Origin of the sequence: Pseudomonas sp. P7758 (assembly GCF_013386485.1) — a bacterium.
In the GTDB taxonomy this organism is placed as follows: Bacteria; Pseudomonadota; Gammaproteobacteria; order Pseudomonadales; family Pseudomonadaceae; genus Aquipseudomonas.
This window is the reverse complement of record NZ_JACARS010000062.1, coordinates 22,013-34,437: the sequence shown is the minus strand read 5'-3', so window position 1 is coordinate 34,437 and position 12,425 is coordinate 22,013. Positions and strand designations below refer to the sequence as shown.

12 protein-coding genes, 1 tRNA gene and 1 pseudogene are annotated in these 12,425 nt (G+C 59.6%); 10 read left to right on the top strand and 4 right to left on the bottom strand.

The window, feature by feature from the left end; translation table 11 throughout:
• Positions 1-35 precede the first annotated feature (35 nt).
• Complete coding sequence (locus tag HX873_RS13755) at positions 36-788, top strand: carbon-nitrogen hydrolase family protein (protein WP_177122798.1); 753 nt, start codon at positions 36-38, stop codon at positions 786-788.
• Between the two features lie 13 nt (positions 789-801).
• Positions 802-1,236 carry a GNAT family N-acetyltransferase gene (locus HX873_RS13750; protein WP_008436062.1) on the top strand — a complete coding sequence of 145 codons (435 nt, stop codon included), beginning with the start codon at positions 802-804 and terminating at the stop codon, positions 1,234-1,236.
• 64 nt (positions 1,237-1,300) lie between these two features.
• On the opposite strand, the gene HX873_RS13745 is transcribed toward HX873_RS13750, so the two are convergent.
• On the bottom strand, positions 1,301-1,540 hold the full coding sequence (locus tag HX873_RS13745; protein WP_008436063.1) for a DNA-binding protein: 240 nt from the start codon (positions 1,538-1,540) through the stop codon (positions 1,301-1,303).
• Between the two features lie 81 nt (positions 1,541-1,621).
• Here HX873_RS13745 and HX873_RS13740 point away from each other — a divergent pair, with 81 nt between their 5' ends.
• The 5 genes from HX873_RS13740 (at position 1,622) to HX873_RS13720 (ending at position 5,352) form a co-directional block, all read left to right on the top strand.
• Positions 1,622-1,987 (top strand): helix-turn-helix domain-containing protein, encoded by a 366-nt coding sequence (locus tag HX873_RS13740; RefSeq protein WP_023658724.1) that lies wholly within the window; start codon positions 1,622-1,624, stop codon positions 1,985-1,987.
• A 151-nt stretch (positions 1,988-2,138) separates the two neighbouring features.
• A complete protein-coding gene (gene uvrY, locus HX873_RS13735; RefSeq protein ID WP_008436066.1) occupies positions 2,139-2,780 on the top strand; it encodes a UvrY/SirA/GacA family response regulator transcription factor in 642 nt (213 codons plus the stop codon).
• A 1-nt stretch (position 2,781) separates the two neighbouring features.
• Entirely contained in the window at positions 2,782-4,620 is a 1,839-nt protein-coding gene (gene uvrC, locus HX873_RS13730) for an excinuclease ABC subunit UvrC (protein WP_218170317.1), read from the top strand.
• 32 nt (positions 4,621-4,652) lie between these two features.
• Positions 4,653-5,213: a CDP-diacylglycerol--glycerol-3-phosphate 3-phosphatidyltransferase gene (gene pgsA / locus HX873_RS13725; RefSeq protein WP_003208929.1), complete on the top strand. Its 561-nt coding sequence runs from the start codon at positions 4,653-4,655 to the stop codon at positions 5,211-5,213.
• Between the two features lie 63 nt (positions 5,214-5,276).
• A tRNA-Gly gene (locus HX873_RS13720) sits at positions 5,277-5,352 on the top strand.
• A 297-nt stretch (positions 5,353-5,649) separates the two neighbouring features.
• Here HX873_RS13720 and HX873_RS13715 read toward each other — a convergent pair.
• Entirely contained in the window at positions 5,650-6,693 is a 1,044-nt protein-coding gene (locus HX873_RS13715; protein WP_102368697.1) for an LLM class flavin-dependent oxidoreductase, read from the bottom strand.
• A gap of 188 nt (positions 6,694-6,881) precedes the next feature.
• On the opposite strand from HX873_RS13715, the pseudogene HX873_RS32100 reads away from it, so the two are divergent.
• Positions 6,882-7,970: pseudogene (locus HX873_RS32100) on the top strand (sensor histidine kinase); the annotation flags it as partial.
• 72 nt (positions 7,971-8,042) lie between these two features.
• Complete coding sequence (locus HX873_RS32095; RefSeq protein WP_371132958.1) at positions 8,043-8,828, top strand: methyl-accepting chemotaxis protein; 786 nt, start codon at positions 8,043-8,045, stop codon at positions 8,826-8,828.
• Positions 8,829-8,870: 42 nt separating this feature from the next.
• Here HX873_RS32095 and HX873_RS13705 read toward each other — a convergent pair whose 3' ends face one another.
• Positions 8,871-9,356, bottom strand: coding sequence for a flavin reductase family protein (locus HX873_RS13705; RefSeq protein ID WP_087694309.1), 486 nt, complete (start codon positions 9,354-9,356; stop codon positions 8,871-8,873).
• Positions 9,357-9,677: 321 nt separating this feature from the next.
• On the opposite strand from HX873_RS13705, the gene HX873_RS13700 reads away from it, so the two are divergent.
• Positions 9,678-11,084, top strand: coding sequence for a cytosine permease (locus tag HX873_RS13700; RefSeq protein ID WP_087694308.1), 1,407 nt, complete (start codon positions 9,678-9,680; stop codon positions 11,082-11,084).
• Between the two features lie 183 nt (positions 11,085-11,267).
• On the opposite strand, the gene HX873_RS13695 is transcribed toward HX873_RS13700, so the two are convergent.
• The gene (locus HX873_RS13695; RefSeq protein ID WP_087694307.1) at positions 11,268-12,422 is read right to left on the bottom strand and encodes an ABC transporter ATP-binding protein; all 1,155 of its coding nucleotides are present in this window, start codon (positions 12,420-12,422) and stop codon (positions 11,268-11,270) included.
• Positions 12,423-12,425: the final 3 nt, after the last annotated feature.

Below are 12,425 nucleotides of genomic sequence, written 5' to 3'. Positions count from 1 at the left end.
TGCACGGAGTTCACGATGATTGCCTGGATGCGACCATGATTGCCTTCACGATTGCTGCTGCCCAATCCATCTCCATTGCCGGCGACGTGCCCGGAAATATCGCGCGTCACTTGGCATTCATGCGCACGGCGGCAGAGCATGGTGTGCAATTGCTGGTGTTTCCGGAACTGTCCCTGACCGGCTATGAACCTTCACTGGCCGCCGGGCTGGCGATCGCGCCCGGCGATGAAGCGCTGGCGCCGCTGCGGGAGATGGCCCGTGAGTTGTGCATTACCGCGGTGGTGGGCATGCCGATTCGCTTGGGGGGCGCCAGTGAGGTGTTGATCGGTGCGCTGGTGCTGGGGCCGGATGGCTCGGTGTCGGTCTATACCAAGCAGCATCTGCATCCCGGTGAAGGCGTGGCGTTTGCTGCGGGGCAGGGCGGGGCGGCCCTTGAATGGGGGGACGACCGGATCGCCCTGGCGGTATGCGCGGATTTTTCCCACGCCAGCCACCCTCGACAGGCTGCCGAGGACGGGGCGAACATCTACGCTGCGGGTGTGCTGATCAGCGAAGGCGGCTACGCGCCGGACACCGCCTTGCTACAGGGCTATGCCGCCGAGCACCGGATGCTGGTGCTGATGGCCAACCACGGCGGTCCATCCGGTGGCTGGGCCTGCGCCGGGCGCAGCGCAATCTGGGGCGCCGACGGTGGTTTGATCGCGGCTAGCCCGGGTGTAGGCGATACGCTGGTGATTGCACGACGCGACACCGGCGGCCAGTGGCAGGGAGAACAGGTGGCAATCTAGGGAGTTCAGGCACATGGCGTTTCAACTGCAGGCCGCGACCAGCCAACACCTGGCCTTCGCCCGGACCCTGACCCACCAGGCCATGGGTAATTATTATCGCCAATACGACTTGTCGTGGTCCGATGCCGGTTTCGATACCGCCTGGGCCGGACGAGAAAACTGGCTGATCTGTCGCGATAACGAGGTGCTGGGTTTCATCAGCATCAGTCGTGACCCCAAGGCACTGTATATCCGCGAGCTGCACATCCTTGAGGCGTTTCGTCATCAAGGGGCTGGCGGTTGGGTTATCGAGCAGATGGTGTACAAGGCGCGCGCGCAAGGGCTGGGTCTTTTACGGTTGACCGTTTTCAAGACCAACCCGGCGCGAAGGCTCTATCAGCGCAAGGGCCTGGAAATCGTTGGAGCGGAGGATTGCTTCTGGCGCATGGAGCGCAATTGCCGGCCGTGATCGGGTGCGAGTACTGCCAGTTCGAGGAAAACAGGCACTTGGTTTTAATAAGCGCATACTCACTTCAAGAAATGACTTCCTGCTCTTGTCTCACGGTTTCGCCCTCAACCGGGATGATTCCGTCCTTCATGCCCAACAGGACCGCCACCTTGTGGGCTTCTCCACGTCGTCCCTTTTTGCGCCCAGCGAGCACTTGATAGGTGGTTGCCGGGTCCACGCCATGTTCCCGGGCGAACGCTTGAACAGACTTACCTTGATGTTCCAGCCAAGCCTTGGCTTGTGCAGCAGTGCGAATACCGGGCATAGTTCAAAACCGTTCAAGTTTGTGTAAAACGAGATGAGTGTGTCACCTCTTGGGGTGTGCCAAATAGGATCATACATCCAAATGAGTGGAATCGGTTTCCGGTTAAGGCAAGAAAGAGAGCGACTTGGCCTGTCGCAGAAAACTTTTGGTGAAATAGGAGGTGTAGAAGCTAACGCACAGGGGAAATACGAAAATGGCGGCCGTGCGCCCAAGGCCGATTACTTGTCCCGGGTGGCAGAAAAAGGTGTCGATATCCTGTACGTGTTGACCGGCACGCCGACGCCGACCCAACTGGAAAATCTGAGCCAAATCGAAGAAAAAGTGCTGGGCAACTACCGTGCGATGTTCAAGGAAGACCAGGATGCAATCCATCGCCTGACTTCTACCCTGGCCGAGCATTCACTCTCCACCAATGGAAAAAACCGGTCATCGGCCCCGGATTCCTGACCTTTTACCCAGGAAATTGAGCCGCCCGCCACTCGGCGGCGGCCCGTTGTGCATTGAAACTCTATATATATGACGCTTGCAGCTAGGTCTGCGCCGTGGTTTTTTGCTAAGGTGTTCAGCAACCTATAAGACCATATCGCGAGGTGTCTGCTTGATTAGGGTGCTAGTAGTCGATGACCATGATCTCGTTCGTACAGGCATTACACGAATGCTGGCTGACATCGATGGCCTGCAAGTAGTCGGCCAGGCCGAGTCAGGGGAGGAATCCCTGATCAAGGCCCGGGAGTTGAAGCCCGATGTGGTTTTGATGGACGTCAAGATGCCTGGGATCGGCGGTCTTGGCGCCACTACAAAGTTGTTGCGCAGCCATCCGGATATCAAAGTCGTGGTAGTGACCGTGTGTGAGGAAGATCCTTTTCCTACACGGCTGCTACAAGCGGGCGCGGCTGGCTATCTGACAAAAGGCGCGGGATTGGCGGAAATGGTCCAGGCTATCCGCCTGGTATTCGCCGGCCAACGCTACATCAGCCCGCAGATTGCCCAGCAGTTGGCGATCAAGTCGTTCCAGCCCACCAGCGACTCGCCGTTCGATGCGCTGTCGGAGCGGGAAATCCAGATCGCCTTGATGATTGTCGGCTGTCAAAAAGTCCAGTCGATCTCCGACAAGCTGTGCCTGTCGCCGAAAACCGTGAACACCTACCGTTATCGGATTTTCGAAAAGCTTTCCATCAGCAGTGATGTTGAATTGACCCTGCTGGCGGTACGCCACGGCATGGTAGACGCCAGCGCCTGAAATGACAGCCTCTGAAATTAAAGTGCTGTTCGATCCGAGTGCGTTCCTTGCAACCTGCAGTGGCCGTCCTGGCGTGTATCGCATGTTCGACAGCGAAGCGCGCCTGCTCTACGTCGGTAAAGCCAAGAACCTGAAGAGCCGCCTGGCGAGTTACTTCCGCAAGACCGGCCTGGCAACGAAGACGGCGGCACTGGTGGCGCGTATCGCCCAGGTGGAAACCACCATCACCGCCAATGAAACCGAGGCGCTGCTGCTTGAGCAGACGCTGATCAAGGAATGGCGGCCGCCCTACAACATCCTGCTGCGTGACGATAAGTCCTACCCGTACGTGTTTCTCTCGGACGGCGACTTTCCGCGCCTGAGCATCCATCGTGGCGCCAAGAAGCAGAAGGGCAAGTACTTCGGGCCTTACCCCAGCGCTGGCGCCATCCGCGAAAGCCTGAGCCTGCTGCAAAAGGCGTTTTTCGTGCGCCAGTGCGAAGACAGTTTCTACAAGAACCGCAACCGCCCGTGCCTGCAGTACCAGATCAAGCGCTGCAAGGCACCGTGCGTGGGCCTGGTTGAGCCTGCGGAATACGCCGAGGACGTGCGTCACTCGGTGATGTTCCTCGAAGGCCGCAGCAATGCCCTGGCCGATGAACTGTCCGGCGCCATGGAGCAAGCGGCCAGCACCCTGGATTTTGAGCGCGCCGCAGAGCTACGCGACCAGATCTCCCTGCTGCGTCGCGTACAGGACCAGCAGAGCATGGAGGGCGGCACCGGTGACGTCGACGTCATCGCCGCCTTCGTCAACCCGGGCGGCGCCTGTGTGCACCTGATCAGCGTGCGCGGCGGCCGGGTGCTGGGCAGCAAGAACTTCTTCCCCCAGACCGGTATAGAAGAGGAGGTCGCCGAAGTCATGGCGGCGTTCCTCGGCCAATACTACGTCAGCAGCCCCGAGCGCGACCTGCCGAGCGAACTGATCGTCAACGTGGTGCACGAGGACTTCCCGGCGCTGATCGAAGCGATTCACGAACTGCGTGGCCGCGAGCTGGACATCAGCCACCGCGTGCGCGGCACCCGTGCGCGCTGGCAGCAGTTGGCCGTGACCAACGCCGAACAGGCCCTGGGCGCACGCCTGGCCAACCGCCAACACGTCGCCGCGCGATTTGACGCCCTGGCCGAAGTGCTCAAGCTCGACGAGCCGCCCCAGCGCCTGGAGTGCTACGACATCAGCCACTCCAGCGGCGAGGCTACCGTGGCTTCCTGCGTGGTGTTCGGGCCGGAAGGGCCGATCAAGTCCGATTACCGGCGCTACAACATCGAAGGCGTCACCCCGGGCGATGACTACGCCGCCATGCACCAGGCCCTGACCCGCCGCTTCAGCAAACTGAAGGACGGCGAGGGCAAGCTGCCGGACATCCTGCTGGTGGATGGTGGCAAGGGCCAACTGTCCATGGCCCGCGACGTGCTCAACGAACTGGCGGTACCCGACCTGATCCTGCTCGGCGTGGCCAAGGGTGCCACCCGCAAGGCCGGTTTTGAAACCTTGTACTTGAATGATGCAGCCCATGAGTTCACCTTGAAGGGCGACTCCCCGGCGCTGCACCTTATCCAGCAGATCCGCGACGAAGCCCACCGTTTCGCCATCACCGGCCACCGTGCCCGACGTGGCAAAACCCGGCGTACCTCAACCCTGGAAGGGGTGGCAGGGGTCGGGCCGACACGGCGGCGGGACTTGTTAAAACATTTTGGTGGCTTGCAGGAGCTGTCCCGTGCCAGCATCGAAGAAATAGCCAAAGCTCCCGGTATCAGTAAAAAGCTCGCAGAGTTGATTTATGCAAATCTGCACAGCGAGTAGAATGCCTTCTCACCTCGTAGCCAGTTGTGCCGATGAATATCCCTAATCTGATCACCGTACTACGCGTCCTGCTCATACCGATTTTCATATTGCTGTTTTACCTGCCGTACGAATGGAGCTACATGGCATCCAGTTCGGTGTTTGCCTTCGCAGCCGCCACCGACTGGCTGGACGGTTACCTGGCCCGTCGCCTGGAGCAGAGCACGCCGTTTGGCGCGTTCCTGGACCCGGTGGCCGACAAACTGATGGTAGCGGTCGCCCTGGTCCTGCTGGTGCAGGAACACGGCAACCTCTGGCTGACGTTGCCGGCGGCCGTGATTATCGGTCGCGAGATCGTGGTCTCCGCCCTGCGGGAGTGGATGGCCGAAATCGGCGCCCGAGCCCACGTGGCCGTGTCCAACATGGGCAAATGGAAAACCGCGGCGCAGATGCTTGCCCTGGTGATCCTGCTGGCCAACCCGTCGGATTTCTCCTTCTGGGTATTGCTGGGCTACGCCTTGCTGCTGATCGCCGCGGGCCTGACCTTGTGGTCCATGCTGCAATATTTGCGCGCCGCCTGGCCGCATCTGCGCACCGAGGTTGAAAAGAAATAAAACTTTTTTGAATCAAGGGGTTGACGGGTGATGAGGATTCTATAGAATGCGCATCACCAAGACGCGGGAATAGCTCAGTTGGTAGAGCACGACCTTGCCAAGGTCGGGGTCGCGAGTTCGAGTCTCGTTTCCCGCTCCAAACACAAAGAAAAAGCCACTCAATAGAGTGGCTTTTTTTTGCCTGGGATTTAAGGAATAGACGCTTCGGCGTCTTTTTTCGTTTCTACGCAAAACTACTGAAATCCGTCTCCAGCCACTTTTTTAAGTACTTTTTTGAGTGCATGGAATACGGGCAGTGGGCACAGCGGTTTTTGGGCGGAGCACCCCGGTCCGGCATCGTATACATCTCCTCGACCCGAAGCACATGCCGCATTCCCGCCACCCGAAACAACAACGCCGGCAAGTGCCGGCGCTGTGTGCGGTTCAGGCATTACCCTCAGCGAAATGCCGGCACCACGTGCTTGATAAACAGCTCAAGGGATTTTTTCTTCTCCGCGTGGGGCAAGCTGTTATCACACCAGAAGCTGAACTCGTCCACACCCAGCTCCTGGTAGTACTGGATGCGCGGGATGATTTCTTCAGGCGTGCCAATCATTGCGGTCTTGTGCAGGCTTTCCAGTTCAAACTCCGGACGCCCGGCGAATTTTTCTTCCGGGCTCGGGTCAAGGAAGCCGTTGACCGGCACGGTCTTGTTGCCGAACCAGGCATCAAAGGTGCGATAGAATCGGGCGATTGCCTTGGCCCCGACTTTCCAGCCGTCAGGGTCGTCTACCGCGTGCACGTGGGTGTGACGCAACACCATCAGTTGTGGGCGTGGCACATCCGGGTTGTTGTCCAGGGCAGCCTGGAATTTATTTTTCAGGTCGAGGACTTCTTCGTCGCCCTTCATCAACGGCGTGACCATCACGTTGCAGCCATTAGCTACCGCAAAGTTATGCGAGTCCGGGTCGCGTGCGGCAATCCACATCGGCGGGTTGGGCTGCTGGATCGGCTTGGGCACGCTGGTGGAGGTGGGGAACTTCCAGATGTCGCCGTCATGGGCATAGTCGCCTTTCCACAACGCACGTACCACCGGCACCATCTCGCGCAGCGCCTGGCCGCCGGATGAGGCGGGCATGCCGCCGGCCATGCGGTCGAACTCCACCTGGTAGGCACCACGGGCCAGGCCGACTTCCATGCGTCCGTTACTGATCACGTCGAGCAGCGCGCATTCGCCTGCCACCCGCAGTGGGTGCCAGAACGGCGCGATGATGGTACCGGCGCCCAGGTGAATGGTGGTGGTTTTGGCCGCGAGGTAAGCCAGCAGCGGCATCGGGCTGGGCGAGATGGTGTATTCCATGGCGTGGTGTTCGCCAATCCAGACGGTGCTGAAACCACCGGCTTCCGCCATCAGGGTCAGTTCGGTCAAGTCTTCGAACAACTGGCGATGGCTGACACTTTCATCCCAGCGTTCCATGTGCACGAACAGGGAAAATTTCATGACGCTTACCTCGGATCTATTGTGATCGGCCTGTCGACTGCGGGCCCTTAGGTGCTCTCGCCAATGTGAAGCTTGCCAGTGATGAAGGCTATTCGGCGGATTGATTGTTGGTATACCATAATACGGAATATCTGCAAAACTTTTCTCTCCAGCGGTCGCACATTCACTTCACAAGGAAGGCGAGCTAGATGAACATAAAACAAAAATTGATCCTGGCCTTTGCGGTGATCGCCAGCCTGCCAGTCATTCTGGTGGCAGTGATGATCATCCTCAACGTGCGCCATGAGGCACGGGACGGCTTTATCGACGGCAGCGAACGCGAGATTCGCCAGGTCGACAATGCCATGCAATTGTTTTTTGAAGGTATCAGTCAGAACGTCGCCTACCTGGCGGCGCATCCGCAGTTGCAAAGTATCAACGGCGATGTGAAACGCTATCTGGCCAGCGACGCCGCCCAAGTCGCACTCGGCGAGCGCGATCAGCAGTTGTTCAAGCTGTTCGAGGGCCTGGCCAAGAGTCATTCGGCCTACACCTACCTGTCACTGGGTACTGAAGATGGCGGCTATGTATTCTGGCCGGGTGACCCGAAGCTGGCGAGCTACGACCCGCGCACCCGGCCCTGGTACAAGACGGCCATGGCGCAACCGGGCAAGACCCTGCGCACCGAGGCGTATTACTGGGCCGCCGATGACGTGGTGCTGGTCAGTACGGTGCGAAGCTTCAATGACCGCCAGGGCAACGCGAGCGGGGTGGTGAACATCGATGTTTCCCTCAAGCAACTGACCGACCTGGTCAAACAGATCAAGCTGGGTGACAGCGGCTACCTGATGTTGATGGAAGCCAATAACACCGTGTTGGTGGACCCGAATGACCCGTCTCACAACTTCAAGAAACTTAGTGAGTTGGGCGAGGGTTACCGGCAGTTGAGCGAGGCTGGGCAGGGCCTGGTGCAGGTCGAGTTGGCAGGCGAGCGCTACATGGCGTTTGTCTGGCCGTCCAGGGCATTGGGCTGGCGGTTTGTCGGGGTGGTGCGGGAAAGTGAAGTGATGGCCGGCGCGGCGCGCCTGACCTGGCTGATCGCGGCGATCGCCCTGGTGTGTGCCGTGTTGTTTGCAGTGGTGGGCGCCTGGTTTGCCGGGCTGATCGTCAAGCCGATTCGTGGTGTGACCAGCGGCCTGGAAGGCATCGCCCAGGGCGAAGGAGACCTGACGGCGCGTCTGCCGGTAAAAGGGCGAGACGAGACGGCACAACTGGCCGGCTGGTTCAACCAGTTCCTCGAAGCGATCCGCACGCTGATCCAGCGCATCGGCCAGGCGGCCGGGCAGATCCACAGCAGTTCGGGGAGTGCCATGGAGGTCTCGGTGGAAATGGCTGAGGTCGCCTCACGCCAACGGGAGGCCGTGGACATGGTGTCCACCGCGTTTCATGAGATGGTCGCCACCTCCAATGAAGTCGCGCGCTCCTGCAGCCAGGCCGCCGACTCTGCCGACAACGGACAGCGCCAGGCGCACACCGGCCAGCAGCAGATCGACGCAGCAGTGAGCAGCGTAGGGCGCCTGAGTGAGGAAATCGGCCACTCCGCCCAGTCCATGGAGCAACTGGAAAAAGACAGCAACGACATCCAGTCGATACTCGGCACCATCCGCTCCATCGCCGAACAGACCAACCTGCTGGCGCTGAACGCTGCCATCGAAGCCGCCCGAGCCGGTGAACAGGGGCGTGGTTTTGCCGTGGTGGCAGACGAAGTGCGGGCCCTGGCCAAGCGTACTTCGGACTCCACCGGCGAGATCGACGGGCTGCTGGGCAACCTCGCCCGGCGTACCCATCAGATGGGTAAACAAATGCATGCCAGCCTGGAGGTGTCCCAGGAAACGGTGGTGTCGATCAACGACGCACGGGCCAGTTTTGGGTTGATTCGCGAGTCGGTGGACGTGATCCGCGACATGAATACGCAAATCGCAACGGCTGCCGAAGAGCAGCACCAGGTGGCTGAAGACATCAATCGGCACATCAGCCAGATTCACGGGGATGCACAGTTGGTGGCGAGCCTGGCTGATTCCACGCGCCAGGATGCGCAGCAATTGACGACGTTGTCTCAGACGTTGAATCAGTTGGTCAGCCGCTTCCGCACCTGACCGGTGGGCGCCCGGGCTGCCGGGCGCCTGCAACGGTAACGATCAGGCAATGGCGGGCAGGGCGCCCATCTTGCCGTGGCAATACACCAGTGGCCCGGCGTTCTGCCGGGGCACGATCAGGTTCTTCACCGCACCGACCATGATTGCATGGTCACCGCCTTCATACTCACGCCACAACTCGCACTCGATCACCGCCGTGGCATTGGCGAGGATCGGGTTGCCCAGTTCACTCAACGTCCATTCGATGCCCTGCGCCTTGTCTTTGCCCTTGCGCGCAAAAGCATAGGCTTCGCTTTGCTGCCCACCGGACAGCACATGAATGGCAAAGCGCTGATTCTTGATCAGCACCGGATAGGAGTCGGAACTGTAGTTGGGGCAGAACAGCACCAGGGCCGGCTCCATGGACAACGAGCTGAACGCACTGGCGGTAAGTCCGACTATCTGCCCGTCATCATCGAGCGTGGTGATCACGGTGACTCCGGACGGAAACGACCCCATCACTTGTTTGTAGATGGCGGCATCGATCATGGGACGGTCCTCGTAGGGTGAAGCGGATTTTATAGATTTGTAGGTCTGATGGTATACCGTAATACAATCTAATCAAGGGCTTTTTCAGGCGGCCGATGAACGTTGACCTTTGGTCTTATAGCCAATGAATACGGGGGTTAGCCCGCTGAATGAAGAGGGGCCGTGTGGCACAATAGCGGATCAGATGCGTGCCAGGACTACGGATCAGTCTTGTGAAAATGTTGGAATACCATAATATGGTGTTCGTATGGGGGTGGCCAGAGAGCTCCCCCGGTTTGGCGTCAAACAACTATAAGATCAGACAAACGCGAGTTCATTTCCATGCCCCAGATGTCCCGGCAAGATCCCCTGATCGAGAATCACACGGTCGATTACGTCCCCCTCGCGGAGCGCCATGGAAAGGCCCGCGACCTGTTCACCCTATGGTTCAGCACCAACATTGCACCGCTGCCCATCGTCACCGGCGCTATGGTGACTCAGGTGTTCCATCTCAACCTGGTGTGGGGGCTGCTGGCGATTGCCCTCGGGCACATGCTCGGCGGTATTGTCATTGCCCTCGCGTCGGCCCAGGGCCCGCGCATGGGCATCCCGCAGATGGTGCAGAGCCGGGGTCAGTTCGGGCGCTACGGAGCGCTGCTGATCGTTTTCTTCGCGGCCCTGATCTACATTGGCTTTTTCATCTCCAACATTGTGCTGGCGGGCAAGTCCATCGTCGGCATCGTGCCGTCGGTACCGGTGCCGGCCAGCATCCTGATCGGCGCGCTCAGCGCCACGGCCATTGGCGTGATCGGCTATCGCTTTATCCATACCCTGAACCGCATCGGCACCTGGGTGATGGGCAGCGCATTGCTGGCGGGTTTCCTCTACATTTTTTCCCACGACCTGCCGGCAGACTTCCTCACCCGTGGCGGCTTCAATCCGGCCGGCTGGCTGGCGACGGTGTCGTTGGGAGTGATCTGGCAGATCAGCTTCTCCCCCTATACCAGCGATTATTCGCGCTACCTGCCGGCTGATATCGGCATCACCCGACCCTTTGTCGCCACCTACCTGGGGGCCACTCTCGGCACCATTTTGTCGTTCTCCTTTGGCTTGGTCGCCGCCCTGGCGACACCCGAAGGCACTGAGGCGATGGTCGCGGTCAAGCAAGCCACCGGCTGGCTGGGGTCGATCCTGATGGTGCTGTTTCTGCTCAATATCATCAGCCACAACGCCCTGAATCTGTATGGTGCGGTGCTGTCGATCATCACCTCGATCCAGACCTTCGCCAGCCAGTGGACACCCGGCATCAAAGTGCGTGTGGTGCTGTCCAGCGTGGTGCTGGCCGGATGCTGCGTGGTGGCATTGGGCGCGTCGGCGGACTTCATCTCGCAATTTATCGGCCTGATCCTTGCGCTGCTATTGGTGCTGGTGCCGTGGGCGTCGATCAACCTGATCGATTTCTACATCATCAAGCGTGGCGCCTATGACATTGCGTCGATCTTTCAGGCGGACGGCGGGGTTTACGGACGCTTTAACCTGCATGCGATCGTGGCGTATTTCATCGGCATCATCGTGCAACTGCCGTTTGCCAATACGTCGCTGTACGTGGGGCCATGGGCCAATCTGGTAGAGGGCGCAGACCTGTCGTGGCTGGTGGGGTTGGTGGTGACGTGTCCGCTGTATTACTGCCTGGCGACGCGCGAGCATAGCCGGAAGATGAGGACGGTAAAGTTGGGCTATACCGACTGATCATCGAATGAACTGAAATGCCCGGCCAATGCCGGGCATTTTTTTATCTGCAGTTAAGGCCTGCCGATGCAGCCGTATCCTTGTAGCAAGCTGGCTTGATGATCAATGACATCCGGCCAAGTCCAATGTTAGCAGGCAAAAAAAGGCCGCCACAACCCGACGTTGTGGCGGCCCAAGGGTGACTCAATGGGCGCCGGCGGCCTTGTTCAGATCGCTTTCAGCCCATGCGGTATAGACGCAAGCATCCGCCGTGGCCCAGCGCACGCGCACCGGGTCGCCGGCCTTGAGTGGCATGCCCGCAGCAGACAACGCCTTGACTGTCATCGAGGTGCCGCCAAGGGTTTTCACGGTGCAGGTCTGGCTTTCGCCGAGGAACAGCACCTCGCCTACAATCGCTGACACCTCATTCCAACCCGCCGCCAATGCCTGCTCGGTAGCTTGCTCGACACTCAGCGCCAAGGCTTTTTCCGGGCGTACCATCAACAGCACCTCCTGCTCGGTTTGCAAGCCGCTGGTCAGGCGGATCGACAGCGATTGGCCTTCAAACGATGCCACCGCATTCCCCTGCGCCTTGAGCTTGAGGAAGTTGGAGTTACCGAGGAACGAGGCTACAAACGCATTTGGCGGGTTCTGGTACAGGTCGTAGCCACTGCCCAGGCCGACAATCTTGCCGTGGCTGAAAATCGCGATGCGCTGGGACAGGCGCATGGCTTCTTCCTGGTCGTGGGTTACGTAGACGATGGTTATGCCCAGGCGCCGATGTAATTGGCGCAGTTCGTCCTGCAGGTCTTCACGCAGTTTTTTGTCGAGGGCGCCGAGGGGTTCGTCCATCAGCAGGATGCGCGGCTCGTACACCAGCGCCCGCGCGATGGCGACGCGTTGCTGCTGGCCGCCGGAGAGTTGCGAAGGGCGGCGATGGGCAAATTGCTCAAGCTGCACCAGCTTGAGCATGGCGTCGACGCGCTTCTCGCGCTCGGCGCTGGCCAGTTTGCGAATCGCCAGGGGGAAGGCGATGTTGTCGCGCACCGACAAATGCGGGAACAGCGAGTAACGTTGGAACACCATGCCGATGTCGCGTTTGTGCGGCGGCACATTGACCAGGGATTGGCCGCTCACCAGAATCTCGCCGCTGCTTGGCGTTTCAAAGCCTGCGAGCATCGACAGGGTGGTGCTTTTGCCAGAGCCGCTGGAGCCGAGGAAGGTCAGGAATTCGCCGTCCTTGATGTCCAGCGAGATGTTATCCACGGCGGCAAATTCACCGTAGTACTTGTTCAGGTTGCGCAAGCTGACCAGGGGTTGGCCATGGTTTTGCGCGGTATCTTGGATCACTGCACTCATGTC

Bases quoted from the DNA above. Each gene is read 5' to 3' on its own strand.
- HX873_RS13755 (WP_177122798.1), top strand. From the start codon at position 36: ATGATTGCCTTCACGATTGCTGCTGCCCAATCCATCTCCATTGCCGGC.
- HX873_RS32095 (WP_371132958.1), top strand. From the start codon at position 8,043: ATGGAGGTCTCGGTGGAAATGGCTGAGGTCGCCTCACGCCAACGGGAG.
- HX873_RS13740 (WP_023658724.1), top strand. From the start codon at position 1,622: ATGAGTGGAATCGGTTTCCGGTTAAGGCAAGAAAGAGAGCGACTTGGC.
- HX873_RS13695 (WP_087694307.1), bottom strand. From the start codon at position 12,422: ATGAGTGCAGTGATCCAAGATACCGCGCAAAACCATGGCCAACCCCTG.
- HX873_RS13715 (WP_102368697.1), bottom strand. From the start codon at position 6,693: ATGAAATTTTCCCTGTTCGTGCACATGGAACGCTGGGATGAAAGTGTC.
- HX873_RS13745 (WP_008436063.1), bottom strand. From the start codon at position 1,540: ATGCCCGGTATTCGCACTGCTGCACAAGCCAAGGCTTGGCTGGAACAT.
- HX873_RS13705 (WP_087694309.1), bottom strand. From the start codon at position 9,356: ATGATCGATGCCGCCATCTACAAACAAGTGATGGGGTCGTTTCCGTCC.
- HX873_RS13700 (WP_087694308.1), top strand. From the start codon at position 9,678: ATGCCCCAGATGTCCCGGCAAGATCCCCTGATCGAGAATCACACGGTC.
- pgsA (WP_003208929.1), top strand. From the start codon at position 4,653: ATGAATATCCCTAATCTGATCACCGTACTACGCGTCCTGCTCATACCG.
- HX873_RS13750 (WP_008436062.1), top strand. From the start codon at position 802: ATGGCGTTTCAACTGCAGGCCGCGACCAGCCAACACCTGGCCTTCGCC.
- uvrC (WP_218170317.1), top strand. From the start codon at position 2,782: ATGACAGCCTCTGAAATTAAAGTGCTGTTCGATCCGAGTGCGTTCCTT.